The sequence below is a fragment of the Arthrobacter gengyunqii genome (assembly GCF_023022985.1).
GTDB classification, from domain to species: Bacteria; Actinomycetota; Actinomycetes; order Actinomycetales; family Micrococcaceae; genus Arthrobacter_B; species Arthrobacter_B gengyunqii.
This window is the reverse complement of record NZ_CP095461.1, coordinates 2,055,928-2,081,806: the sequence shown is the minus strand read 5'-3', so window position 1 is coordinate 2,081,806 and position 25,879 is coordinate 2,055,928. Positions and strand designations below refer to the sequence as shown.

The following is a 25,879-nucleotide window of genomic DNA, read 5'->3' as shown; positions in this document are numbered from 1 at the left end:
ACAACCGCCGCAGCAGAGGTGCCCGGAAGAAAGAGTCCTTGGAAGCCCTAGTAATTACTAGGGAGTCCAAGTATGTTAGGCGTCACGGCACCAATGAAGGGCGGAGCATGTTCGAACTCACGCAGGACCAGCAGGCCATTAGGGATATGGTGCGGGAATTTGCTTCCGACGCGCTGGCCCCCAACGCGGCGAAATGGGATGAAACAAAGCATTTCCCGGTGGATGTCCTGGCCCAGGCCGGAGAACTCGGCATGGGTGCCATTTATGCTGCGGAGGAGTACGGCGGCTCGGGCCTTTCCCGATCGGACGCGGTGCTGATTTTCGAAGAACTTTCCAAAGCGGACCCCTCCATAGCTGCCTACATTTCCATCCACAACATGGTGGTGTGGATGATCGACACCTTTGGCTCCGCCGAGCAGCGGGCCCAATGGGTTCCGGAACTGGCATCCATGCAGGCGCTGGGCAGCTACTGCCTGACGGAGCCCGGAGCGGGTTCAGACGCGGCGGCACTGACCACCAAGGCAGTGCGCGACGGCGACGAGTACGTGCTTAACGGGGTCAAGCAGTTCATTTCCGGAGCCGGCTCCTCCAGCTACTACATCGTCATGGCCCGCACGAGCGGTGCCGGTCCGCGCGGCATCAGCGCCATTGTGGTGCCGGCCAACACGCCGGGCCTCTCGTTCGGACCGCCCGAGCGCAAGATGGGCTGGAATGCGCAGCCCACTGCACAGGTGATCTTCACTGATCTGCGCGTTCCGGTGGCCAACCGCCTGGGCGACGAGGGCGCCGGCTTCGGCATCGCCATGAAGGGACTGAACGGCGGGCGCCTGAACATGGGAGCGTGCTCCCTGGGCGGCGCGCAGGCGGCGCTGGACAAGACCGTGGCGCACCTGAAGGAGCGCACCGCTTTCGGCAAACCGCTCATCGAACAGTCCTCCCTCCTGTTCCGTTTGGCCGATATGGAAATGGACCTGCAGACCGCACGCACCATGCTCTGGCGGGGTGCCGATGCGCTGGACCGGGAAGCGCCCGACGTCGTCAAACTCTGCGCCATCGCCAAACGGGTGGCCACAGACAACGCGTTCAAAGTGGCCAACGAAGCCCTGCAGCTGCACGGCGGCTACGGCTACCTCTCCGAATACGGAGTGGAAAAAATCGTTCGGGACCTGCGGGTCCACCAAATACTTGAAGGCTCCAACGAGATCATGCAGCTCATTGTCGGCCGCACGCTGGCGGAGGCCTGAAATGACTGAAACACCCGAAACACCCGAGGCTCGCGAACCTGAGGTCCTGCTCGAACGCCGAGGACACCTGGGGCACATCATCCTGAACCGGCCCAAGGCGATCAACGCCCTCACGGCCACCATGGTTTCCCTGATCAGCGATGCCTTGGATGCGTGGGAGCACGACGACGGCGTAGCCACCGTCCTGCTCTCCGGCGCCGGAGAGCGCGGCCTGTGTGCCGGCGGTGACATCGTGGCCCTGTACCACGATGCCGGCAACGGTGGCGCGGAGTCAGCCGGTTTCTGGGCTGAGGAGTACGAACTCAATGCCCGGATCAGCAGTTATCCCAAACCGTACGTGGCCCTGATGGACGGCATTGTGCTGGGCGGCGGCGTCGGCGTTTCGGCGCACGCACGGCACCGGGTCGTCACGGAGCGCACGAAAGTGGGCATGCCGGAAACGGGCATCGGTTTCATTCCCGACGTGGGCGGCACCTACCTGCTCTCCCGGGCGCCCGGCGAGCTGGGCACCCACGCAGCCCTCACCGCAGGGACCATGACGGGGCCTGATGCCCTGCTGATGGGACTGGCCGATGTGTATGTGGACAGCTCCCGCCTCGGCGAGCTGTCGGCGGCGCTGGAACAGAGGCCGGCGGACGAAGTGCTGTTGGAATTTGCCCGGAAGGCGCCGGATGCGCCCCTTGCTGCAGCCCAGGCATGGATCGATGACTGCTACGCCTACGAGGACGTGGAGACCATCGTTGACGCGCTGCTCCGCTCGGACGCCCAGGACGCAAAGGCGGCAGCCGCCGTCGTGCTCTCGAAATCCCCGTCGGCGCTCAAGGTGACACTGCAGTCGCTGCGCCGGGCCAGGGAACTTCCGGACCTGCCGAGCGTGCTGGAACAGGAATACCGGGTTTCACTTCATGCCTTGACCGCACCGGACTTCGCCGAAGGAGTCCGGGCGCAGGTCATCGACAAGGACCGCAATCCGCGGTGGACGCCGGCCACATTGGCGGAGGTGCGGCAGGCAGACGTTGATTCCTACTTTGCCCCGCTGGACGGCCGTCCCGATCTGTGGGAGGGCCTGCAGGACCGTAAAACCGACAGTTCTTTGATCAGCCAGGAGCAGCGATGACAGTCGAACCAGACACACAGACACAGGAGCACGGGATGCAGATAGGTTTCATCGGGCTGGGCAATATGGGCGGTCCAATGGCTGCCAACCTGGTGGCCGCGGGCTACTCCGTCACCGGTTACGACCCGGTTCCGGCAGCAGCGGACAAGGCTGCTGCGGCCGGCATCCGCATGGCGGCCTCCGCTGACGAAGCGGTGTCCGGAGCCGGCGTCGTGATCACCATGCTGCCCACGGGAACGCACGTGCTCAATGCCCTTTCAGGAGACGGTGACACCCTGGGCCTCCTCGCAGCAGCATCCCCCGATGCCCTCTTCCTGGAGTGCTCGACCATCTCGGTGGACGACGCCACCACGGCCCACGCCCTGATGCTGGAGACCGGCCACCGCGGCTTGGATGCTCCGGTGTCCGGGGGAGTGGTGGGTGCCGAGGCCGGAACCCTGACGTTCATGGTCGGCGGTGCCGGGGAGGACTTTGCCGCGGCGCTGCCCCTGCTCGAGGTGATGGGCGGGCGCGTGGTGCACTGCGGCGGTCCCGGTGCCGGTCAGGCCGCAAAGATCTGCAACAACATGATCCTTGGGGTGTCCATGATTGCCGTCAGCGAAGCGTTTGTCCTGGGCGAAGAACTCGGGCTGACACATCAGGCCCTGTTTGACGTGGCCTCAGCGGCATCCGGCCAGTGCTGGGCGCTGACGACCAACTGTCCGGTTCCCGGCCCGGTTCCGGCCAGCCCCGCCAACCGGGACTACCGGCCCGGTTTCGCAGCGGCCCTCATGGCCAAGGACCTGGGCCTAGCCGCAGATGCGCTGGACTCCACCGGTGTCCGCGCCGAACTTGGCCGCCGGGCAGGGGAGATCTTCCGGGAACTCACGGACTCCGGCAGCGGCGGAGAGGACTTCTCCGCCGTCATCAACACCATCCGTGCCGCCACGGCGAGCGACGGATCCGATGGCAACATAAGCAACAGTGCTTCCATGAACAGCACAGACAGCAACAGCAACACCGCCGGGCAGCCGGCAGGACAGAGCGGAGCAGTATGAGCGAGTACGAGAACATCCTTCTGGAGCGCAGCGGACGGGTGGGCACCATTACCCTGAACCGACCCAAGGCCCTGAACGCGCTGAACTTCGGGTTGATGCAGGATGTGGTCTCGGCCGCAACGGAGCTGGACAACGATCCGGACATCGGCGCCATTGTCATTACCGGCTCCGAACGGGCCTTTGCCGCCGGAGCGGACATCAAGGAAATGTCCGAAAAGACGTACATGGACATGTACCTGGGGAACTGGTTCCGCGGCTGGGACACCCTGGCGGCCGTCCGCACCCCGGTGATCGCCGCCGTCGCCGGCCATGCCCTGGGCGGCGGCTGCGAACTGGCCCTGCTGTGCGACTTCATCATCGCCGCTGACACGGCCAAGTTTGGCCAGCCCGAAATCAAGCTCGGCGTGATTCCCGGTATTGGCGGCTCCCAGCGCCTGACCCGTGCCGTGGGCAAGGCCAAGGCCATGGAAATGATCCTCACCGGCCGGACCATCGGCGCTGAGGAAGCCGAACGCGCCGGACTGGTTGCCCGCGTGGTGCCCGCCGGCGAGCTGCTCGACGAAGCCCGCTCCACGGCGGAAACCATCGCCTCCATGTCCGCTCCAGTGGCCATGCTGGGCAAGGAACTGGTCAACGCCGCCTTCGAAACCACCCTGGACTCGGGCATCCGCTTCGAGCGCCGGGTGTTCCACTCCGTCTTTGCCCTGGAAGATCAAAAGGAAGGCATGGCCGCGTTCATCGAGAAGCGCAAGCCGGACTTTAAGCACCGCTGACATTTACTCCCCGGACCTCCACACCGACCACACTTCAGAGAACGAGGCATCATGACCCAGCTCAACATTCCGTCGGAACCGGCGGCCGGACCTTCCGAAACGTCCGATTACAGCTCGTTCCTGTCCGGCGTCGACCAGCCCATGTGGATCGGCGGGGAGCCCGTGGGGTCCGCAACGGGTCAGTGGCGGGACGTGATGAACCCGGCCAAGCGGGAAACCGTCATCGCCCGGGTTCCGGCTGCGGGTCCCGAGGATGTTGACCGGGCGGTGGCCGCAGCACGGCAAGCCTTCCCGGGCTGGCGCAACGTCCACTTCACTGTCCGGGCACGGGCGCTGTCCCTGATCGCGGATGACATCGAGGCGCGGGCGGAGGATTTTGCCCGTTTGACGGCCCTGGACACCGGCAACGCCCTGCGCACCCAGGCACGCCCGGAAGTCACCACACTGGTGGCCCTGTTCCGCTACTTCGCCGGAATTGCCGGGGAGGTCAAGGGGGTTACCCTGCCGGCCGGCGACGGCCAGCTGCAGTACACCCGGCTGGAACCGCTCGGCGTGGTGGCCTGCATCCTCCCGTGGAATTCTCCGCTGATGATTGCCGGGTTCAAGCTCCCTGCAGCCCTGGCCGCCGGCAACACCGTGATCCTCAAAGCAGCCGACGACGCCCCGCTCACTATTCTGCTGCTCGCCGAGATCTGTGCACGGCATCTTCCGGCCGGCACGGTCAACGCCCTGACTGGCCGCGGAAGCGTCATCGGTGCGGCACTGGCGGAGCATCCAGGGGTGGACAAAGTCTCTTTCACCGGGTCCACGGAAGTGGGCCGCGGCGTCGCCCGCACTGCCGGGGAACGGCTGGCCCATGTGTCTTTGGAACTGGGCGGAAAGAATCCGTCGATTGTTTTCCCGGATGCCGTGGACGAGGACCTGATTGACGGATTGCTGCTGGCCTCGCGCTTCACCCGCCAGGGACAGAGCTGCACCGCCGGGTCGAGATTGTTCCTGCACGAGGACATTTATGAGGAGGTCCTGGAACGGCTCACCCTCAAACTGGGCGCGCTGGTGGTGGGCAATCCGCTGGATGAGGCCACGGACATGGGGGCGATCATCAACAACAGCCAGTTCACCTCCATCAGCGGCTACCTTGAGGACGGCCGCGGTTCCATGAAGACGCTCCTGGGCGGCGACGTTCCCGCTGAAGGTCCGCTCACTGAGGGCTATTTCCACCTGCCCACCGTTTTTGGCGGAGGACGCAACGATTTCCGCCTGGCCCAGGAGGAGATCTTCGGTCCCGTGCTGGTCGCCATCCCGTGGCGGGACACCGAAGACGTGATCCGGATGGCGAACGACTCGCACTACGGGCTGGCAGCCTACGTCTGGTCCCACAACTTGGACAACGCCCTGAACACCGCCCACCGGGTTGACGCCGGATGGGTGCAGGTGAACCAGGGCGGAGGCCAGGTGGTGGGCCAGTCCTACGGCGGCTACAAGCAAAGCGGCATTGGCCGCGAGGTGTCGCTGGAGGGCATGCTGGCCGGGTTTACCCAGACCAAGCAGATCAACGTCAAGCTGCGCGGCTGAAACTCCCCTGAGGCTGAGGACACCATGAGCAAAGGCACCCTGCTGGTTACCCGGGACGGGCCGGTGGCAACGGTACTGCTGTCCAATCCCGGCCGCCGCAACACCCTGACCGCGCGCATGTGGCGGGAGTTCGCCGTCGTGCTCGCTCCGCTGGCGGAGGATCCGGACGTGTTGGTGGTCATCATCCGCGGCGACGGCGAAGATTTCTCTGCCGGAGCTGACATTTCCGATCTGAAGGCGATCCTGCACAATCCGGACAACGGACTGCACGACGGCGGCGACGTCACTGCGGGGGAAGAGGCCATTGCGGCGTTCCCCAAGCCGGTCATCGCCGCCGTGGACGGCTACTGCCTGGGCGGCGCATGGCAGGTGGCCGGAGCGTGCGATTTCCGGCTGGCCTCGGACCGTGCCGTTTTCGGCATCACACCGGCCAAGATCGGCATTGTCTATCCGCTGTCCGGAATTGAGCGGCTGGTTCGGCTGGCCGGTCCCGGGGCGGCCAAGTACCTGCTGTTCAGCGGCGACTTTGTTCCTGCCGAGCAGGCGCTGCGTCTGGGCCTCGTGGAACGGGTGATTCCGCAGGCGGACTTTTGGACCGACGTTGCATCCTTCGCGCACCGCCTGGCCGGCAGGTCCCAGCTTTCGCTGCAGGCCATGAAGGAGCTGGTGGACATCATTGCGTTCGTTGGCACAGAAGGCGCAGGACACTCCGGCCGGAACGCGCTGGACCAGGCCAGCAACCGCTGGCAGGAGGAAATGGCGGCGGCAGCTGATCCGGGAATCGGCGTTCGTGCCTTCCTGGCCAAGGAAGACCCGGTGTTCACCTGGACCGGCCCGGGCAGGACCCAAGCAAACATCACTGACGACAGTCTCCAGCACGAGGAAGAAGCACGATGAACCAGAACAATTCCACCACTTTGTTCCGTGCCGCGCGTGACGAGCTGCTCGCTCTGTCGGGCAGCTATGAAAAGGCCGTGGAGTCCTTTGCCTGGCCGCGGCTGGAGGGGAAGTTCAACTGGGCCGTGGATTGGTTCGATGCCATGGCCCGCGGCAACTCGGCTTGCGCCCTGTGGATCGTGGAAGAGGACGGGTCGGAGCAGAAGTACAGCTTTGATGACATGGTCCGCCGTTCCGACCAGGTTGCCGCCTGGCTGTCGGACCAGGGGGTCCGCCAGGGGGATCCGGTGATGCTGATGCTCGGCAACCAGGTGGAACTCTGGGAGAGCATGCTCGCCGCCATGAAGCTTGGCGCCGTTATCATGCCCACAGCATCCGCAGCGGGAAGTGCGGATTTGGCTGACCGGATTCTCCGCGGGGAAGCACAGTGGGTTATCGCCAACGCCACTGACGCGGCAAAGTTCGACGACGTTCCCGGGTCCTGCACCAAGATCCTGGTCGGGAAAGATGCCACGGCGGAACACAGCGGCTGGCTGGACTACTCGCAGGCGTATGAAGCAACCCCGGTTCAGCTCCAAACCGTCACCGATGCCGCGGACCCGCTGCTGTTCTACTTCACATCCGGAACCACCAGCCGGCCAAAACTGGTCGAGCACACCCAGGTGTCCTATCCGGTGGGGCATCTGTCCACGATGTACTTCCTCGGTTTGCAGCCAGGGGACGTGCACCTGAACATCAGCTCGCCGGGATGGGCCAAGCACGCCTGGAGCAGCTTCTTCGCCCCGTGGAATGCTGAAGCCACCGTTTTTATCTACAATTACGCCCGTTTCCGTCCGGAGGCGCTGCTGGAACAGATGCACCGGGCCGGCGTGACAAGCCTGTGCGCGCCGCCGACCGTATGGCGGATGATGATCCAGTCCAGCCTGGGGGAACGTCCGGCGCACCTGCGTGAGCTGATCGGCGCCGGTGAGCCGCTGAATCCGGAGGTAATCTCCAAGGTGCAGGCCGCCTGGGGACTGTCCATCCGGGACGGGTTCGGCCAGACCGAAACCACGGCCTTGGTGGGTAACACCCCGGGCGCCGAACTGCATCCGGGCTCCATGGGGCGGCCCCTGCCTGGCGTTCCGGTGGTCATCATTGATCCCTCGACGGGACAGGTGGCCGACGAGGGCGAAATCTGTCTGGACCTTGCCGGCACGCCGCTGAACCTCATGACCGGCTACCGCGGCGATCCGGAGCGCACCGTCGCGGCCATGGAGGGCGGTTACTTCCATACCGGTGACATGGCCATCCGGAACCCGGACGGCTACATCACCTATGTCGGCCGTACCGACGACGTGTTCAAGGCCTCCGACTACAAGATCAGTCCGTTTGAGCTCGAGAGCGTCCTCATCGAACATCCGGCAGTGGCCGAAGCCGCCGTCGTGCCTGCTCCGGACGAGCTTCGCCTGGCGGTGCCGAAGGCCTACGTGGCGCTGGCCGAGGGGTGGGAGCCGAACCGGGAAACCGCGCTGGCGATTCTGGGGTACGCCCGCGAACATCTGGCTCCCTACCTCCGGGTCCGGCGGCTGGAGTTCCATGAGCTGCCCAAGACCATGTCCGGGAAAATCCGCCGGGTCCAGCTGCGCGCCCTGGAGAACGACGGCGGTGCCGTGCGGGCCGGCATCGAGTACCGGGATGATGAGTTTCCGGAGCTGCGCGGGTGACTCCGTCATCGAAATCCCTCTCGCCGAAACCGACCGTGCCGCAGCCTCCGGCCCCGAAACCTCTGGCCCAGGACCCGATAGCCGAGGCGCGCCGGCATTGGGAGGAACACGGGTGGGGCGATGCTGCCGACGGCATGGCTGCGGTAACCGCGGTCATGCGCACTTCCCAGATCCTGCTCACCCGGGTGGAAAGCGTCCTCAAACCGTTTGGCCTGACCTTCTCCCGTTTTGAACTCCTGGCCCTGCTCAGTTTTACAGCCACCGGAGCGCTTCCCATGGCCAAGGCCGGCGCCCGGCTTCAGGTGCATCCCACATCGGTCACCAACGCCGTGGACCGCCTGGAGAACGCGGGACTCGCTGTGCGGCGTCCTCATCCGTCCGACGGGCGGACCGTTCTGGTGGCAATTACTCCTGCGGGCAGGGACCTGGTGCCGGAAGCTGTTGCCGCATTGAACAAGCAGGTGTTTTCCCGTCCGGGGTTCGGCCAGGAGGACCTCACGGCCCTGGCCGGCATACTGACCCGCTTCCGGCGCCAGGCCGGAGATTTCGATGAGTCTCCAGGAGAGGGCGTAACGGCAGGTCCGTAACGGCAGTTCCGTGTGGCAGGGGCCGTCCTGCCCGGCCCCGGGTAGGGTCGTGTTACCCAAGGAAAGGACCCGCCCGTGGTCTCCATCGCCTGGCTCCGCGACGATCTGCGCACAGCGGATAATCCTGCCCTCCTTGCCGCAGCCCACGACGGCGAGGCGGTAGCCCTATATGTTCTGGACGAGGAATCACCGGGCATCCGGCCGGTGGGTGCCGCCGCGAAGTGGTGGCTGCACCACGCCCTGAAGACCCTGCGGAAAGACCTATTGGCCCTGGGCATTCCGCTGGTGCTGCTGCGGGGGCCGGCGGCCGACGTCGTTCCGGCGTTCGCGCAGAAAGCGGACGCGGAGCGGATCTTCTGGAACCGGCGGTACGGCGGTCCGGAGCGGGAGGTGGACACGGCGGTCAAGGAGTGGGCCGCTGGCGCTGATGTGCAGGCGGAGAGCTTCCAGGCTTCGCTGCTGCACGAACCCTGGACCGTGCGTACGGGCGGTGGCGGACCGTACCGGGTCTTCACTCCCTTCTGGCGCACGGTCTCCGCCATGGATTTCCGGGCACCCCTGCCGGTTCCGGACAATCTTTCGGCTCCGGATAAGGCCGCCGCCCCGCCGGACGGAATTCCCGCCGGGGAGGACCTGGAAGATTGGAACCTGCTGCCGCAGCATCCGGACTGGTCCGCAGGTTTGGCGGAAGCCTGGATCCCGGGCGAGGAAGCCGGCCTGTCCACGCTTAGCGATTTCCTGGCCGGGCCGGTGCAGCATTACGACGACGGCCGCGACCGCCCGGCGAAGCCCGGAACCAGCAGGCTCTCACCGTACTTGCGCTGGGGGCATGTGAGTCCGTTCCAAGTCTGGCACGGGCTGTCCCGCGTCCGCGGGAACGGGCCGGGGCCGGATGTGTTCGGCACCGAAATTGGCTGGCGTGAGTTCTGCTGGCACCAGCTCTTTCACAATCCGGATCTGGCCACCAAGAACCTGCGGCCTGCCTTCGACGGGTTCCCTTGGGAGTATCCGGAGGGCTCCGGACCGCAGACCCCGGCGATCCTGCGCGGGAAGGATGCGCAGGCGCCGTCGGGATCCCGGCCGGATGGCCTGGACGCCCTCGACGCGTGGAAGGCCGGAAGAACAGGGTTTCCACTGGTCGACGCCGGCCAGCGGCAGCTTTGGAGCATGGGCTGGATGCACAACCGGGTGCGGATGGTCGCCGCCAGCTTCCTGATCAAGAACCTTGGCATCCACTGGCGGGCGGGCGAGGAATGGTTCTGGGAGACCCTGGTGGACGCCGACCCCGCGAGTAATCCCGCCAACTGGCAGTGGGTCGCCGGCTCCGGCGCGGACGCAGCACCGTTCTTCCGGATCTTCAATCCGCAGACGCAGGCGAAGCGCTTTGATCCCGACGGCGCGTACATCGCCCGCTGGGTGCCGGACGCACTGACTCCCGCCTATCCCGAGCCGCTCGTGGACCTGAAGGAGTCACGCCGGCACGCGCTTGAGGCGTACGAGAGCATTCGCTGAGCGGCTGTACAGCGGGGACGGAATCGCGGATGTCAGCGCGATGTCAGATGTCAGCGCGCGGGCCTTCGGCGGCGTAGCAGGCCCACTCGGCGAGGGCGGCTTGAATAACGATGTACCGGTCGTCGAACGTATCAGCGCGGTAGTCGTCGGAGAGGTTGTGATTGAGGGCCACTCGGAAAGCTGCGGCATAGTCGGCGGTGGGGCCGATCACGAAGCTGCGGTCGGGGCCGCTGCGGACGACTGCCCAGCGGGTGTCCGGCGCGGCAGCGGCAGCGGCGGCAGTGTCGTAGTAATCCACCGCCAGGCCGAAGTGCCCGTCCCACTCCACCCCCTGCAGTGACACTTCACCCGGCGGCTGCTCATCCTCAGCGGCAGGTCGCCAGTCCACCACGCTGCGGTCATCGTCGAGGACCAGTGTGAGGCGGGGCCGGGCGGGAAGATTGGAACTGACAGGCACTGCGAGGGCGAGGGAACGGGGCCGGATGTTGTCCGGCTGGGTGCGGAATTTTCCGGCGGCCGTGTGCAGGATGTAAGTTGTTGCGCCGTGCTCCGAAGGCTCGCCGTAGTCGATGCGGCGCAGTGTGGTGGTGAGGTCCAATGGCTCCTAACTTTCCTACGAATCCAAGCTTCTTCCACCAATTTTACGGGTTCGGGTGCGGGGACTGACAGGAGGCGTCGATCACACCGGGACGCCGGCTGATGACTTGATGTCCGACGCGAAAAGGCCCCGAATACCCCCAAACAGGGGGTATTCGGGGCCTCCAAATACGCTGCGAAACCTTTTACAAGGTTAGACCTGGCCCTGGCCGGGAGTGCCGGCCGGATGGGGCTGCAGGATCTGGACGTCCATGTCGGTTGCCATCTTTCCTTCAAGCGCGGCCGTCAGCGCCATGAAGGCGGGGCTCACGGAGTGGGCCTGCAGGTCTTCCTGGCTGGCCCACTTCTCGATCATGACCAGGCGGTCGCGGCCCTCGTTCAGGCTGTACACCTCGCAGCCTGCATCTTCGGCGTGGACGCGTGCGATGACATCTTCCAGCGTCACAATGACTTCGTCACGAAACTCGGGCTTCGGAAACATGGTGGCAACTACGACAAGACTCATTACTTCTGCTCCTTCAAAGCATCCAGGGCGGCGTCGACCGGAACCGAACCGTTGTTGAATTCGATAGTCTGCCCGATGGTGGCAGGGCGGTCCAGCACGGCAGCGGCAACCAGTGCCACGTCTTCGCGGGACACCTGCGTACCCTCGACACCGGGACCGGTCTCGATTTTTCCGGTGCCCGGATCCATGGTCAGCGCGCTGGGGCCGAGGATGGTCCAATCCAGTCCGCTGCTGCGCAGGTATTCGTCTGCTGCGGCCTTGGCGTCGGCATAGGCGAAGAAACCGTCGTCCTCGGGAACACCGTGATCGGGTCCGGCCCCAAAGTAGGACACCATGACGTAGCGGGGAACGCCGGCGGCCTTGGCTGCGTCCATGGAGCGGATGGCGGCGTCGCGGTCTACAGCGTAGGTACGCTCGGCGGTTCCGCCGCCTGCGCCGGCAGACCAGACCAGGGCATCCTGGCCGGCAAGCTTCTCTGCGATTTCGTCACTGGACATGTTTTCAACGTCCGCGACGACGGCGGTTGCTCCCGTGGCCTCGACGTCGGCAGTGTGGTCCGGGTTGCGGAACAAAGACGTGACCTGGTGGCCGTTGGCGGTCAGGTCCTTCGCCAGGTGCAGGGCAACCTTGCCGTGGCCTCCGATAATGGCAATGCGTGACATGGTGAGTCCTTTCGTGGGGATCAGTGTCTGTGCCCACCATAAGCACGCTGATGGTTGAGGTGCACGCTCGTTCAGCTATGCGCGGAGACCGGAGGGGACCGGCGCCTAGACCGGAAGGTCCCGGAGCAGGCCGCCGAGCCGCATCAGCTCCATGGGGATATGTTGGGTCAGGCTCAGCCCGACTATGTCCGCCACTCCGGCGGCGTCGGAGACGAGGCTCACGAGTTCGGACATCCGCATCCCGTCAGTGCCCTGCCCCACTGAACCCGTGAAGTCGCGCCGGTCAACAACATCCAGGTCAATGTGGATGGCCAGCTGGGTTGCGCCGGTTCCGGCAATCCACTCCAGGACTTGCCGGTTGTCCGCCGGCGTGCCAGTGATGCCAACGCTCTGGATGCCCAGACGTTCCTTGACCGCAATGCCCTCTTCGTCCCAGTGCCGAAGTCCGACCTGCAGAATGTTTGCCGGCGGGATCAGCGCCGGAAGCTCCGCGATGATTCCGGCGTCCCCCTCGCCGGCCAGGGTGGCAAGCGCCATGGAGTGGAACCCGGTGTAGGAATCGCCCGGGACCCCGGTGTCGGAGTGGGCGTCGATCCACAGCACGGCAAGACCGTTGCCGTAGACAGAGGCAAGATGGCTGAAGGGGGCCACGCTGATCGAGCACTCTCCGCCAAAGGTAACCACTGACTCCGGCCGGGCATCGCGCAGAATCCTCAGCGCTTCCGTCAGCTGCCGGACCACCGCCTCCCGTGCGTAGATGCCGTTGACCGTTGCGAGGGCTTCGTCGCTGGTGTCGGTGCTGACCGGCACATAGGCTTTAGGGCCGTCATGGTCCGGGGACATCAGTTCCAGGAGTGCGGGACCGAGGTTGAAGGACAACTGGGTGTCATGCGCGTCCACACCCGGATGCAACTGATGGGTGGCGGGCCCGGAGGCACCCTGCCACTGCGGGAAAATCAGGCGAAGCGCGCCGGGACCGGTGGGGGAGGTCGAGTTCATGGGCCCAACTTACGCCGCACCGCTGCCGCCGGATAAGGGCAAACCCCCGGTCCGGCAGGTTGGACGGCAAAAATGATGCCCGAAAAATCCCTGCGCACAAACAAAATAGGATGGAAGCATGACTGCAACACTCGTGGCCCGTGATTTGTCCGGGGGCTACGCCCACCGAACCCTTTTTTCCCATCTGAACCTGACGGTCGCGCCGGGCGACGTCGTGGGCGTGGTGGGTTCCAACGGTGCCGGTAAATCCACCCTTCTTCGCCTGCTTGCCGGTGCTGCCGAGCCGTTCGCCGGCAGCGTGTCCACTTCACCGGCAGATGCCTTCATCGGCTGGTTGCCCCAGGAACACGAACGCGTGGAGGGCGAAACGGTGGCCGGCTACATTGCGCGTCGGACGGGCGCAGCAGCGGCGACCCAAGCCATGGAAGCCACCGCGGAGGCCCTCGGCACCGACGCCAAAGGGGCCGACGACGCCTACGCCGTCGCGCTGGACCATTGGCTGGCCAGCGGCGCCGCTGACCTGGAGGATCGGATTCCCGCCGTCCTCGCCGAGCTGGGACTGGACGTGGGCGCCGACGCGCTGATGACTTCGCTCTCCGGCGGCCAGGCTGCCCGGGTGGCACTGGCTGCCCTGCTGCTGAGCCGGTTCGACATTGTGCTCCTGGATGAGCCCACCAATGACCTGGACCTGGCCGGGCTCGCCCGGTTGGAGGAATTCGTGCAGGGCCTGCGCGGCGGCGTCGTGCTCGTTTCCCACGACCGTGAATTCCTCGCCCGCTGCGTGACCACCGTGGTGGAACTTGACCTGGCACAGAACAAGGTGGCGGTGTACGACGGCGGCTACGACGCCTTCCTGGAGGAGCGCGACGTCGCACGCCGGCACGCCCGCGAAGCTTACGAGGAGTTCGCCGACAAGAAGGCGGATTTGGTCTCCCGGGCACGCACCACCCGCGAGTGGAGTTCGCAGGGCGTGCGCAACGCGATGAAGAAATCGCCGGACAATGACAAGATCCGGCGCCGGGCATCGATGGAATCCTCCGAAAAGCAGGCGCAGAAAGTCCGCCAGATGGAGTCCCGCATCGCGCGCCTGGACGAGGTGGAGGAGCCGCGCAAGGAGTGGCAGCTGCAGTTCACCATTGGATCGGCGCCGCGCTCCAGCTCAGTCGTCGCGACGCTGAACTCCGCAGTGGCCCGCCGCGGCGGGTTCACGCTGGGGCCGGTTTCGCTCCAGGTCAACGCGGGCGAACGCATCGGCATCACCGGACCCAACGGGGCCGGAAAGTCCACGCTGCTGGCCCTGCTGCTGGGACGGCTGGAGCCCAGTGAAGGGAGCTCTTCGCTGGGCTCCTCCGTCGCCGTCGGGGAGATCGACCAGGCACGGGGACAGCTGGACCACACCCAGCCGCTGGGGGATGCTTTTGAAGCTGCCGTGCCGGAAATGAACAGTGCCGAAGTGCGCACGCTGCTGGCCAAGTTCGGGCTCAAAGCAGATCAGGTGAACAGCCGGGTGGACTCCCTGTCGCCGGGCGAGCGCACCCGGGCCTCACTGGCCCTGCTGCAGGCCCGCGGCGTGAACCTCCTGGTGCTCGACGAACCGACCAACCACCTTGATCTGCCGGCCATCGAGCAGCTGGAGGACGCGCTGGAAAGCTATGACGGCGCCCTGCTGCTCGTTTCCCACGACCGGAGGATGCTCGAAAACGTGCGGCTGGATGCCCGCTGGGATGTCGCCGGAGGCACCGTCACCGTTCGCTGAGGATGAGCTCAATTCCAGTGTTCCGCCGAAGTGTGATAAATGTTACGGGCGGTGCGTGTCCTGACAGGTGACACCACCGCTTGGTCTCGGTCCTTGCGAGACCGGTCTTTATGGTCTCGGTCTCGTGGGGGGAGTAGTTATCATGGCGTCACTGCAGCTGCTTGGAAGGACGAACCGGTGAAAGCCCTGCGCGTGATGGACGTGCCGGTGCTGCTGAGTGTCTGGGTCCTTTGCGTGACCACCGACTGGTCGACGGGAACCAAAGTTGCCCTCAACGTTGCTGCGGTGGCTTTTCTGTGCCTGAAAGAGTTCATGGTGCACCGCCGTCTGCAGCGCGCTGCGGTTCTGCGGCGGCAGTCCGCTCCTAACCGTCCCCGGGAACGGGCACTTGCGCTTGCCTGAGGACATCACCGCACTGATTTGATGCCGTCGCCGGCCCGGAAGCAGCCGGCACGGGCGTAGTCTCAGTATCCCCGGCACTTTGCCGGGAATACTTGGGGGTTCAAATGGGCAGCACAACCACGGAACGCGCTCTGATGACGTTGGGCGTCATCGCCACATCGGGGAAGACGGATGAACGCCGCCTTCCCCTTCATCCCCGCCATCTGGAACGGATCGACGCTGATCTCCGCGCGCGCATCATTCTTGAACAGGGCTACGGCGAACGATTTGGCCTGGCCGATGCACAGCTGGCTCCCCTCGTGGGGCGCATGGCCCCGCGCAGTGAGGTCATCGCCGCCGCAGACGTGGTCCTGCTGCCGAAGCCGCAGGCGCAGGACCTGCGGGAACTCTCCGACGGGCAGGTGCTGTGGGGCTGGCCGCACTGCGTCCAGGATCCGGTCATCACACAGCTGGCCGTGGACAAGTCGCTGACCCTGATTGCGTTCGAGGCCATGAACCACTGGACGGCAGACGGCGCCTTCGGACTGCATGTTTTCCATAAAAACAATGAGCTGGCCGGTTACAGCTCGGTCCTGCACGCGCTGGAGCTTGCCGGGTCAACGGGCGACTACGGCCGCCGGCTCAGCGCCGCGGTCATCGGTTTCGGCGCCACAGCCCGCGGCGCCGTCACCGCCCTGAATGCATTGGGAATCCACGATGTGCAGGTGCTCACGAACCGGGACACCGCCGCCGTCGGCTCGCCCATCCACTCCGCGAGGATCTCACGCTTTGAGCGCGACGCCGACCTGCCCCAACTCAGCCACGTCATTACTGACGACGGCCGCGAACCGCTGGCAACGTACCTCGCCGGGTTCGATCTGGTGGTCAACTGCACTCTGCAGGACCCCAACGCCCCTCTGACCTATCTGCAGGAAGACGACCTGGCCGCTTTTGCCCCGGGCAGCATGATCATTGATGTTTCCTGCGACGAAGGCATGGGCTTCTCCTGGGCCAAGCCCACCAGCTTTGCCGACCCCGTCTTCGAGGTGGGCAATGCTGTCCGGTACTACGCCGTGGATCACAGTCCGTCCCACCTTTGGGACTCGGCGACGTGGGAAATCAGCGAGGCAGTGCTTCCTTTCCTCCGCACTGTGATGTCGGGGCCGGAAGCGTGGGACAAAGAATCCCCGGTGGCGCGGGCCATTGAAATCCGGGAGGGACGGATCCTGAACCCGGCCATCCTCGCTTTCCAGGGCCGTTCTGCCGATTATCCGTACGGGGTGCTGCCCACGGCATGACCCGGGGACCGGTGCCAAAACCGGGTCCGGCGGGCGGTTTCATCACGGGCCGCAGACGAGTTGACGGTGATCGAAGCTCCGATGAGGCTCGTGTCTAGGACACGCGCGCCGTCGGGGACTATGGTTCTAGGGCCGCACCGTGACCGCCGACCGGAATCGAGCAGCTCATGACCGCTGACGCTAAATCCCTGCTGATCCCTACGGACAACGGCCTGGTCCGCGGAATTGTGGCCAACGGAGTGCGCACCTGGCGGGGCATCCCCTATGCTGCGCCGCCGGTGGGAGCGCTGCGGCTGAGGTCACCGCAGCGGGCGGACGGGTGGAACGGGGTCTTGGACGGCAGCGCCTTCGGGGCAGCGCCGCCGCAGTCCCGGAACCCGTCCCTGACCGGCTCCAGAAGGCGGGCACCGATGGACGAGGACTGCCTGACACTCAACATCTCGGCCCCCCTGGAACCGGCCGCGGACCAACTTCCCGTGCTGGTGTACTTTTACGGCGGCGCCTTCAGCTCCGGGTCCTCCACCGTGAAAACCTACCGCGGTTCCCATCTGGTCCGGACCGGAGAAGCGCTCTACGTATCTCTGAACTACCGGATCGGCGCCCTGGGCTTCACGGATTTCAGCTCCTTCTCGACCGCCAAGCGGACGTTCGACTCAAACCTCGGTCTGCGGGACCAGGTGGCTGCGCTGGAATGGGTTCGGGACAACATTGCGAACTTTGGCGGCGATCCGGGAAATGTGACCATCTTCGGCGAATCCGCCGGCGGCATCTCGGTGACGTCGCTCATGTGCATTCCGGCCGCCCGAGGCCTGTTCCACAAGGCCTACGCCCAGAGCCCGGCGCCTTCCAGTGCGTACTCCCCGGAGCTCCACGCCTCCTGGGCACGGGATTTGCTGAAGATCCTCAAGGTGCCCCTGTCTGACGCCGCCGAAGCACTGGCCGTCCTCCCGGCCGCCGCCCTGGTGCAGGCAACCAACCGGCTGACGTCCAAAATTGGCCCGGCCGACAAGCCGGGATCGCTGAGTGTGTCACCGGTGATTGACGGCGAATTCCTGCCGGAACATCCCTTTGACGCCTTCATGAAGGGCAAGTCTGCTCCAGTCCCGCTGGTGCTGGGCACGATGGCGCAGGAAGGGGCACTGTTCGCCAAAGTGGTGGACATCCTTCCTTCAACTCCGGACCGCATCGAAAAGATGTTCGCGGGCACCGACCCGGCGGCGCAGTCGCGCGTGCTGGCCGCTTATCCGGGTTATCCGTCCAAACAGCGGTCGGTGGAAATCAGCGGTGACCTCGTCTTTTGGTATCCGTCCACTGTGGTGGCCGAGTCCCACTCCCTGGTGGCTCCAACCTGGTCTTACCGGTATGACTTCGCCACGCCAATGATGAACCTGCTCGGTTTCGGCGCGACCCACGCCATGGACGTGCCCGTGATGTTCGGTGAAACCGGTGAGCCCATCACCCGTGCATTGTCACTCTTTGGAGGGGCCTCGGCCCTGAAAAAGCTCTCGGCGCGTTTCCAGGGGACGCTGCTGAGCCTGGCGAAAACAGGCAGCCCCGGGTCCGACTGGCCGCGCTATGAGCCGGTGGAGCGGCAGACCCGGATCTTCGACCGGGAAGACCGGATTGAATCCGACCCGTTTCCTGAGCGGCGGCGTGCCTGGGCGGGCTACCGCGGCTATTTGTGATGGAGTCCACAGACTCCCTGTGGGAGGGTTAACCCAGCTTTAGTCCCATCCTCAGTCCACCGCAGTGTGCATAAGGAGAGTTGGCAGCATGAGTGAACATTACGACGTCGTTATCCTGGGAGCGGGTCCGGGCGGTTATGTGGCCGCGATCCGTGCGGCCCAGTTGGGCCTCAGCGTTGCGGTGGTGGAGGAGAAGTACTGGGGCGGAGTGTGCCTGAACGTAGGGTGCATTCCCTCCAAGGCCCTGCTGCGCAATGCTGAGCTGGCCCAGATCTTCACGAACCAGGCCAAGACGTTCGGCATGAACGGAGAGGTCACCTTCGATTTCGGTGCCGCGTTTGACCGCAGCCGGCAGGTGGCGGACGGGCGGGTCAAGGGCGTCCACTTCCTGATGAAAAAGAACAAGATCACCGAGTATGACGGTCACGGGGTGTTCACTGACGACCATACTGTGGAGGTGTCCCTGTCGAAGGGCGGCTCAGAGACCATCACCTTTGACAACGCCATCATCGCCACTGGAACCTACGTACGCCTGCTGCCCGGTGTCGAACTCTCGGAGAACGTGGTGACGTACGAGGCGCAGATCATGGACCGGGATCTGCCGAAAAAGATGGTAATTGTTGGGGCCGGTGCCATTGGCATGGAGTTTGGTTATGTGCTGCGCAGCTATGGAGTCGACGTCACCATCATCGAGTTCCTGGACCGGGCCCTGCCCAATGAGGACGCGGACGTTTCCAAGGAGATCACCAAGCAGTATAAAAAACTGGGCGTGCCGATCCTGACCTCCACCAAGGTGGAAACGGTGACCGACAACGGTTCCTCCGTGACCGTGACCTACAAGGACAAGAACGGCAAGGACGGTTCCATCGAGGCGGACCGCGTCATGCTGTCCATTGGGTTCGCGCCGAGGACGGAGGGCTACGGCCTTGAGAAGACCGGCGTGGCGCTCACCGACAGGGGAGCGATCGGGATCGACGAGTTCATGCGCACCAACGTTGCGCACATTTACGCCATCGGCGATGTCACGGCCAAGCTGCAGCTGGCGCACGTGGCGGAGGCCATGGGCGTGGTGGCGGCGGAGACCATTGGCAAAGCCGAAACCATGTCGCTGGGCGACTACCGCATGATGCCCCGGGCCACGTTCTGCCAGCCGCAGGTAGCCAGCTTCGGGCTGACCGAGCAGCAGGCACGCGATGAGGGTTATGACGTGGTGGTGAGCACCTTCCCGTTCACGGCCAACGGCAAGGCCCACGGGCTGGGCGAGCCGGTGGGTTTCGTGAAGCTGGTGGCCGACAAGGAACACCTCGAACTGCTGGGCGGGCACCTGATCGGACCGGATGTGTCCGAGCTGCTGCCCGAGCTGACGCTGGCGCAGAAATGGGACCTGACCGCATATGAGCTGGCGCGGAACGTGCACACGCACCCCACTTTGAGCGAGGCACTGCAGGAAGCCTTCCACGGTCTGACCGGACACATGATCAACTTCTAGCTAACTGCTGAGAGGCGGGACCCGTCATGAGAACTGGCAGGATTGTCATGTTCGTCATTGGCTGTTTGCTGATCTTGTTTGGACTGGGATTGGCGGCGGGGGCGGCCGCCGTGGGGGTGGTCAATGCAGGGCAGGGCGATGACCGCTTCTTCTCCGCCCCCGAGGAGGTCTACGAGGTGGACTCGTACGCCCTGACCGTTCCGGATCTTGAGGTGGACGGCGTGCGTTCGGCGGACGAAGTCGCGACCCTTGAGGTAGAGGGTGAATCAACCCAGGCGGGCCAGGAACTGTTCATCGGTGTCGGTCCGAGCGATGATGTGGACCGCTACCTCCTGGACGTACAGCACAGCGAGCTGCAGGAGGTGAACTTCCGTCCGTTCCGCACCGACTACTTGGAGGTAACCGGAACTCAGGCTCCGGCCCCTCCCGGGGAGGAGGATTTCTGGGTGGTGTCCTCCAGCGGCAGCGGAGAGCAGTCAGTGGAATGGAATTTGGATGAAGGCGACTGGTCTGCCGTGGTCATGAACGCTGACGGGAGCCGGCCGGTCTCAGCAGAGCTTCAGGTGGGCGTTCGCTCCGATGTCCTGCAGCCGCTGACGTGGATCCTTTTGATCTCCAGCATTGTCTGCCTGGTCGCCGGAATTGCGCTGGTGGTCATTGGGTCAGCAGGGTTGCGCCGTCGCCCGGCGGGGACCGGTGCTGCGGTGCTCGGACCAACAGGACAACCGGCTCCAACAGGACAACCGGCTCAGGCACCGGGCCCGCCACAGACCTACGGTCAGATGCAGGACCGCTACGGGCAGGAACAGCAACCGGCCGCCGGCAACCGCTTCGCCCGTCCCGTTGGTGCCAGCGCCGCGGGAGCCGCCGGTTTTGCAGCCGCCGGAGCAGTCGGTGTGCGGGACCCGGGACTGGCCGGCCCGCGCTACCCGGTGCGGCTCTACGGAGAGATTGATCCGGACCTCTCGCGCTGGATGTGGCTGGTCAAATGGTTCCTGGCGATCCCGCACTACATCGTGCTGTTCTTCCTGTGGATTGCCTTCTTCGTGAGCACCGTGGTCGCCGGGTTTGCGATCCTCTTCACCGGACGCTATCCGCACGGACTGTTTGAATTTAATGTGGGCGTGGTGCGCTGGAGCTGGCGGGTAACGTTTTATGCCACCCGCGTCCTTGGCACCGACCGGTATCCGCCGTTCACCCTGGACCGCACGGACTACCCGGCGGACTTCAGCGTGGACTATCCGCAGGAGCTGTCCCGCTGGCTGGTGCTGGTGAAATGGTGGCTCCTCGTCATCCCGCAAGCCCTGGTGGTGGGTGCGTTCACTGAAGCCGCCATCGTCGTCAACCGGTTCTACGTTTCCGGAGGACAGGAAACGGGAAGCTGGACCGGGATGGTTCCCGGCGGCACATGGGCAGATGCCTGGGACGAAGGGTGGGAGAGTGCCCCTGACGTGGTGAGCAACCAGGGTTTGTCGCTGCTGGCCCTGCTCGTCCTCATAGCGGCGGTCATTCTGCTGTTCCGCGGCCGCTACCCCAGGCACCTCTTCGACCTGATCATGGGTTTGAACCGGTGGTCCTATCGGGTGCTCGCCTACGCGGCACTCATGCGGGATGAGTATCCGCCCTTCCGGCTGGACCAGGGTCCGGCCGACCGCAGGGACGAAGCCGCCGGACTGGGCCGCCCGGAGCTGGAACCGGGGCCGGGAACGGGAAGAAGGTAGGTGTTTCCTGTCACCGCATGCGTGAAGGAACGGTGCTGCGCCGCGGCCGGTCTCACAGGCAACGATGGCGGATGTGACGGCCGTCCGTCTGCCCAGTCACAACCGGCGGGCACAGTCCGTTACAGCTCGCTAACCTTGAAATATGGATCTCCAGAACATAAATTTCAATACCCGGAAATGGGTTCGTCCGGAAGACCTGAACGCCAACGGCACACTGTTTGGCGGCAGCCTTCTGCGATGGATCGATGAAGAAGCAACGATTTACGCCATCCTGCAGATGGGCAACGGTCGAGTCGTCACCAAGTTCATGTCGGAGATCAACTTCGTCAGCTCAGCCCAACAGGGCGACTTGATTGAAATGGGTTTGCGCGCCACCAAATTCGGCCGCACGTCACTGACCATGCGGGCCGAGGTGCGCAACATGGTGACCCGTCGCAGCATCCTGACGATCGACCGAATCGTTTTCGTGAACCTCGGCGCCGACGGAAACCCCGCCCCGCACGGGTACACCGAGATCACCTATGACCGGGACCGGCTCCCCGCCGAGCACCTCCCTCCCGTCGTCTCAGTCGACGCCTAGAGGCGGCCGTCCGCAGCAGCGAACCGTTTTACTGCACCGGGCACCCTTTTGCGGGGTCCGCAGCAGTAGCGGGGGAGTCCCCGTGGGATACTCGACCCAGCAGCACTTCCCTTGAAAGCAAGGTGCGGCTGCGGCGGTGGTGGACCGGGCCCGCGCCATGTCCGGACCGCGGCTGACGCCGCCTGGAACGGAGCCCGCATGCCGGATCCCGCACAACACCTGAGCGCTGAATCCACAATTGGCGACTGGCTTGACCATCCCACCGGGCGCACCGTCCTGATTGACGTGCTGGCCCGCCGCAGCCCGGATGCGCGTGCCCTGTATGCGATCCGCATGCTGCCGCTCTCCACCTTGGTGACGCTGAGCAACGGTGTCGTGACACCGGAGTTCCTGGACCTGATGGCAGAGGCCGCCAACCGGCTCGTCGATCAACCGTCGATTCAGCCGGCAACCGGCCATCTCTTTCCATCTGCTCCGCCGCCGGCGCCTAATGACTGGAAGGAGCCCCTGGTCGACGGCCGTTTTGACGGCAAGACGGTTGTGGTCACAGGTGCCGGGTCGGGAATTGGACGGGCCACCGCGCTGCGGGTGGCGCGTGAGGGCGGGCATGTACTCGCCGTCGATCTGAGCACGTTGCGGATGGAGGCGCTGCTGGAGCGGAACCCGGACTTGCACATCACCGGCGTGGTGGCTGATATTTCCTCGCAATCCGATGTGAACGCGATTGCGGTTCAGGCCCGGGGGCGAGTGGACGGCCTCGCAGTCGTGTCGGGAATTGCTGACGATATGGTCGCCCTGCACGAAGTGGAGGATGACCTGTGGGAGAGCGTCTTCCGCATCAACGTGGACGGACCCTTCCGCCTGTCGCGGGCGCTGATTCCCCTGATGCTTTCCCGGGGGTCAGGCTCGATCGTCAACGTCGCCTCGCAAGCGGGGCTGCGCGGGTCCATTGCCGGCGCAGCCTACACCGCCTCCAAACACGCAGTCATCGGGCTGACCCGCAGCGCCGCGTTCATTTACAGTCCGCGCGGCATCAGGGTCAACGCTGTCATTCCCCGTCCCACCAGATGGGCGCTGGAATCGAACTACGGCTCACTCGGCGGCGCCGGACCGCTGCCGTCACTGTCGCTGACGTCGCCCGACATCGAATCGGCGCAAATTGCCTCCCCCCTGACTTATTTGCTCAGCGACGACGCCGCCAACGTCACCGGCGCCATCCTGCCGGCGGATGAAGGCTGGGGCATCGCCTGAATCTTCCGGGGGAGCCCGGCTCCGGTTCACTGTTGTCCGCGGTGCTCCCGGAGCCAGTCCTCCAGCCGTTTCAGCAACGACGATGTCACCGGGCTGCCGGGAAACCGTGCCATCCGGCTCAACGGCATGTTGCCCACCAGGGCCAGCGAGGCAGCCAGGCCCGCACTGTCCGGGCCCGCACTGTCCAGGCCCGCAGTGTTGTCCTGTCCGGGGACGCCCGATGGGCCGGATGCGGTGTCCTGGGGGCCAGCGTCCCCGCCACCCGCGGCAGCCGCAGCCAACCCGGAAACCAGTTCCGCGGCCGCGGCAGGCTCCGAGAGCCACTCCTGGATGGAGGACGCGGTATTCAGCGCCGGTGCAGGAACCGTTCCATCAATCGCTGCAACTCCGGCCAGCCGCAGGTCGCGGGAAGAAGCTCCCGCCTCAATGCGGTACTCACCGGCGTCCGCCACCCAGGACATGCTCACCGGATCGAAACGCGACAGGGCGCGGGTATCAAGGCGGAACTCCAGACGACGCGATTCGCCCGGCTCCAGCAGCACTTTTTCGAAGCCGCGCAGCTCCCGGAGCGGACGCAGCGGACGCTGCTGGCCGCCGTCGTCGTCCGGAGCGCCCACATACAGCTGAACCACCTCGCTGCCGCTGCGGGTTCCGGTGTTGGCGACGGTCACCGCCACGTGCACCAGTTGGTCTGCGCCTGTTCCGGTGCTGCCGACCACCAGGTCCGTGTACTCGAAACTGGTGTAGGACAGGCCGTGGCCAAAGGGAAAAGCCACGTCGATCCGCCGGGTGTCATACCAGCGGTAGCCCACCAGCAGTCCTTCGCCGTACCGCACGGTGCCGCCTTCGCCGGGGTAGTTGCCGTAGGCTGCCGTGTCCTCCAAGCGGTGGGGAATCGTTTCGGGGAGCCGTCCGCCGGGGTCCGTCCGGCCCAGCAGCACGTCGGCCAGGGCGCTGCCGCCAGCCTCGCCCGGCAGCCAGGCTTCGAGGAGGGCAGGCACCGCACCGGCCCACGCCGTGCTCACCACCCCGCCGTTGGAAAGCACCACGACGGTACGGGGATTGGCCTCCAGAACGGCGCTGAGCAGCTCCAGCTGGGCGTCGGGCAGGTCCAGGGTGGTGCGGTCAAAGCCTTCGGACTCCGCTTCGTCCGGCAGGCCAAGGAAGACGACGGCGGTGTCCACGGCGGCTGCTGCCGCTGCTGCTGTTTCCACCAGATCCATCGGTCCAGCCTCAGGGCGCGGAGCAGAAGCGTCATCGACGGCCGCATCGGGACTGCCGGGGAGCAAGTAGCCGGGTTCAAACAGCAGCTCAGGCAATTCCTCCTGCAGCGCGTCGAGAGGGCTGACCAGGTGCACGGGGTTTACCCGTGAGGAACCGCTGCCCTGATACCGGGGCGTGCGGGCCAGTTCGCCGATCACGGCCACGGTACCTCCGGCGCCCGGACCTCCGGCGTCCAGGGGAAGGAGACCGCCGTCGTTCTTGAGGAGGACCATCGAAGCTGCAGCGGCCCGGCGGGCCAAGTCGTGACTGGCCGCATAGACAGCGGCCTCGTCGGCCTCCGCATTCTCCCCATGCTCCGCACCATCCGAAGTTTCCGCGCCGTCGGCGGGGGCGGCGGAAGCATAGTTCACCAGGGTGAGGATCCTGGCAACCGCGCCGTCAATCTGCTCCTCGGTGACCGTCCCGGCGTCCACACCGGCCACCAGCTCCCGGGCACCCAGACCGCCGCTGGAGGGCATCTCCAGGTCGAGCCCTGCCGCGAGCGCCGCCGCACGGTTGGTGACGGCACCCCAATCCGAAATCACGGCCCCTTCATAGCCCCATGTCCCGCGCAGTACCTCCCCGAGCAGCCACGGGTTCTCCGCAGCGTGCAGTCCGTTGATTTTGTTGTAGGCGGCCATGATGGTCCACGGTTTCGCGGTACGGACGACAATCTCGAAGGCACGCAGATAGATTTCGTGCAGGGTTCGCTGGTCAACCACGGCGTCCACCCGCATCCGATCCGCCTCCTGATTGTTGGCGGCGAAATGCTTGGGACTCGTCCCGACGCCGGCGGCCTGGACCGCCGTCGTCCACGCGGCACCCAGCTCCCCGGCAAGCAGCGGATCCTCCGAAAGGTACTCAAAGTTGCGTCCGCAGAGGGGAGTGCGTTTGATGTTCAGCCCGGGACCCAGCAGCACGTCCACCCCCTGGATCCTGGCCTCGCGGGCGACGGCGGTGCCAAGTTCGGCGAGCAGGCCGCGGTCCCAGGAGCTGGCGGTGGCGCATTCCGCGGGGAAACAGGTGGCAGGGACGGATTCGCCAAGTCCCAGAACGGCATCCCCCGACGGCCGCCGGATCCCGTGCGGCCCGTCTGACAGCACCAGGGCGCGGACCCGGTGGCTGGGCAGGGCAGTGGTTTCCCAGAACCCCGCGCCGGACAGCAGTGCAGTCTTTTCGTCCAGGCTCAAATCCCGGGGTACGGCTGGATTATCCACGAACGGCTCCCTCATCGGTGGGTTCCG

The 25,879-nt window shown here is 65.3% G+C and carries 22 protein-coding genes; 17 read left to right on the top strand and 5 right to left on the bottom strand.

Going from position 1 to position 25,879, the window contains the following annotated elements:
* The first annotated feature begins 107 nt into the window (after window positions 1–107).
* The 9 genes from MUG94_RS09450 (at window position 108) to MUG94_RS09410 (ending at window position 10,448) form a co-directional block, all read left to right on the top strand.
* Window positions 108–1,244: an acyl-CoA dehydrogenase family protein gene (locus MUG94_RS09450; protein ID WP_227889924.1), complete on the top strand. Its 1,137-nt coding sequence runs from the start codon at window positions 108–110 to the stop codon at window positions 1,242–1,244.
* Between the two features lies 1 nt (window position 1,245).
* The gene (locus MUG94_RS09445; protein ID WP_227907690.1) at window positions 1,246–2,361 is read left to right on the top strand and encodes an enoyl-CoA hydratase/isomerase family protein; all 1,116 of its coding nucleotides are present in this window, start codon (window positions 1,246–1,248) and stop codon (window positions 2,359–2,361) included.
* Window positions 2,358–3,398, top strand: coding sequence for a 3-hydroxyisobutyrate dehydrogenase (gene mmsB, locus MUG94_RS09440; RefSeq protein ID WP_227907693.1), 1,041 nt, complete (start codon window positions 2,358–2,360; stop codon window positions 3,396–3,398). Before MUG94_RS09445 ends, mmsB begins: the two co-directional genes overlap by 4 nt.
* Window positions 3,395–4,171 (top strand): enoyl-CoA hydratase, encoded by a 777-nt coding sequence (locus MUG94_RS09435; protein WP_227907695.1) that lies wholly within the window; start codon window positions 3,395–3,397, stop codon window positions 4,169–4,171. The genes mmsB and MUG94_RS09435 overlap by 4 nt, the downstream gene beginning before the upstream one ends.
* Before the next feature lie 51 nt (window positions 4,172–4,222).
* Window positions 4,223–5,746 (top strand): aldehyde dehydrogenase family protein, encoded by a 1,524-nt coding sequence (locus tag MUG94_RS09430; RefSeq protein ID WP_423724334.1) that lies wholly within the window; start codon window positions 4,223–4,225, stop codon window positions 5,744–5,746.
* Between the two features lie 24 nt (window positions 5,747–5,770).
* A complete protein-coding gene (locus MUG94_RS09425; RefSeq protein ID WP_227907696.1) occupies window positions 5,771–6,643 on the top strand; it encodes an enoyl-CoA hydratase/isomerase family protein in 873 nt (290 codons plus the stop codon).
* The gene (locus MUG94_RS09420) at window positions 6,640–8,349 is read left to right on the top strand and encodes an AMP-binding protein (protein WP_227907697.1); all 1,710 of its coding nucleotides are present in this window, start codon (window positions 6,640–6,642) and stop codon (window positions 8,347–8,349) included. The genes MUG94_RS09425 and MUG94_RS09420 overlap by 4 nt, the downstream gene beginning before the upstream one ends.
* A gap of 35 nt (window positions 8,350–8,384) precedes the next feature.
* A complete protein-coding gene (locus tag MUG94_RS09415; RefSeq protein ID WP_227889918.1) occupies window positions 8,385–8,936 on the top strand; it encodes a MarR family winged helix-turn-helix transcriptional regulator in 552 nt (183 codons plus the stop codon).
* A 75-nt stretch (window positions 8,937–9,011) separates the two neighbouring features.
* Window positions 9,012–10,448: a cryptochrome/photolyase family protein gene (locus tag MUG94_RS09410; RefSeq protein ID WP_227907699.1), complete on the top strand. Its 1,437-nt coding sequence runs from the start codon at window positions 9,012–9,014 to the stop codon at window positions 10,446–10,448.
* A gap of 43 nt (window positions 10,449–10,491) precedes the next feature.
* Here the strand turns inward: MUG94_RS09410 and MUG94_RS09405 are convergent, their stop codons facing one another.
* From MUG94_RS09405 to MUG94_RS09390, 4 genes are all read right to left on the bottom strand, one after another.
* Window positions 10,492–11,046, bottom strand: a complete 555-nt coding sequence (locus MUG94_RS09405; protein ID WP_227889917.1) for a hypothetical protein — start codon at window positions 11,044–11,046, stop codon at window positions 10,492–10,494.
* A gap of 192 nt (window positions 11,047–11,238) precedes the next feature.
* Window positions 11,239–11,550, bottom strand: a complete 312-nt coding sequence (locus MUG94_RS09400; RefSeq protein WP_227907701.1) for a putative quinol monooxygenase — start codon at window positions 11,548–11,550, stop codon at window positions 11,239–11,241.
* Window positions 11,550–12,212 (bottom strand): SDR family oxidoreductase, encoded by a 663-nt coding sequence (locus tag MUG94_RS09395; protein ID WP_227889915.1) that lies wholly within the window; start codon window positions 12,210–12,212, stop codon window positions 11,550–11,552. The genes MUG94_RS09400 and MUG94_RS09395 overlap by 1 nt, the downstream gene beginning before the upstream one ends.
* Before the next feature lie 105 nt (window positions 12,213–12,317).
* Complete coding sequence (locus MUG94_RS09390) at window positions 12,318–13,211, bottom strand: arginase family protein (protein WP_227907702.1); 894 nt, start codon at window positions 13,209–13,211, stop codon at window positions 12,318–12,320.
* 118 nt (window positions 13,212–13,329) lie between these two features.
* Here MUG94_RS09390 and abc-f point away from each other — a divergent pair, with 118 nt between their 5' ends.
* The 8 genes from abc-f (at window position 13,330) to MUG94_RS09350 (ending at window position 23,372) form a co-directional block, all read left to right on the top strand.
* A complete protein-coding gene (abc-f, locus tag MUG94_RS09385; RefSeq protein ID WP_227907703.1) occupies window positions 13,330–14,967 on the top strand; it encodes a ribosomal protection-like ABC-F family protein in 1,638 nt (545 codons plus the stop codon).
* A 177-nt stretch (window positions 14,968–15,144) separates the two neighbouring features.
* The gene (locus tag MUG94_RS09380) at window positions 15,145–15,369 is read left to right on the top strand and encodes a hypothetical protein (RefSeq protein ID WP_227907704.1); all 225 of its coding nucleotides are present in this window, start codon (window positions 15,145–15,147) and stop codon (window positions 15,367–15,369) included.
* A gap of 104 nt (window positions 15,370–15,473) precedes the next feature.
* Window positions 15,474–16,646 carry a N(5)-(carboxyethyl)ornithine synthase gene (locus tag MUG94_RS09375; protein ID WP_227889911.1) on the top strand — a complete coding sequence of 391 codons (1,173 nt, stop codon included), beginning with the start codon at window positions 15,474–15,476 and terminating at the stop codon, window positions 16,644–16,646.
* A 167-nt stretch (window positions 16,647–16,813) separates the two neighbouring features.
* Entirely contained in the window at window positions 16,814–18,331 is a 1,518-nt protein-coding gene (locus tag MUG94_RS09370) for a carboxylesterase/lipase family protein (RefSeq protein ID WP_227907706.1), read from the top strand.
* A gap of 88 nt (window positions 18,332–18,419) precedes the next feature.
* Window positions 18,420–19,820 (top strand): dihydrolipoyl dehydrogenase, encoded by a 1,401-nt coding sequence (lpdA, locus tag MUG94_RS09365; protein ID WP_227889909.1) that lies wholly within the window; start codon window positions 18,420–18,422, stop codon window positions 19,818–19,820.
* 26 nt (window positions 19,821–19,846) lie between these two features.
* The gene (locus MUG94_RS09360) at window positions 19,847–21,541 is read left to right on the top strand and encodes a DUF4389 domain-containing protein (RefSeq protein WP_227907709.1); all 1,695 of its coding nucleotides are present in this window, start codon (window positions 19,847–19,849) and stop codon (window positions 21,539–21,541) included.
* Window positions 21,542–21,683: 142 nt separating this feature from the next.
* A complete protein-coding gene (locus MUG94_RS09355; RefSeq protein ID WP_227889907.1) occupies window positions 21,684–22,121 on the top strand; it encodes an acyl-CoA thioesterase in 438 nt (145 codons plus the stop codon).
* Window positions 22,122–22,319: 198 nt separating this feature from the next.
* Window positions 22,320–23,372, top strand: coding sequence for an SDR family NAD(P)-dependent oxidoreductase (locus tag MUG94_RS09350; protein ID WP_227907711.1), 1,053 nt, complete (start codon window positions 22,320–22,322; stop codon window positions 23,370–23,372).
* Window positions 23,373–23,398: 26 nt separating this feature from the next.
* Here MUG94_RS09350 and MUG94_RS09345 read toward each other — a convergent pair whose 3' ends face one another.
* Window positions 23,399–25,852 (bottom strand): glycoside hydrolase family 3 C-terminal domain-containing protein, encoded by a 2,454-nt coding sequence (locus MUG94_RS09345; RefSeq protein WP_227907712.1) that lies wholly within the window; start codon window positions 25,850–25,852, stop codon window positions 23,399–23,401.
* Window positions 25,853–25,879 lie beyond the last annotated feature (27 nt).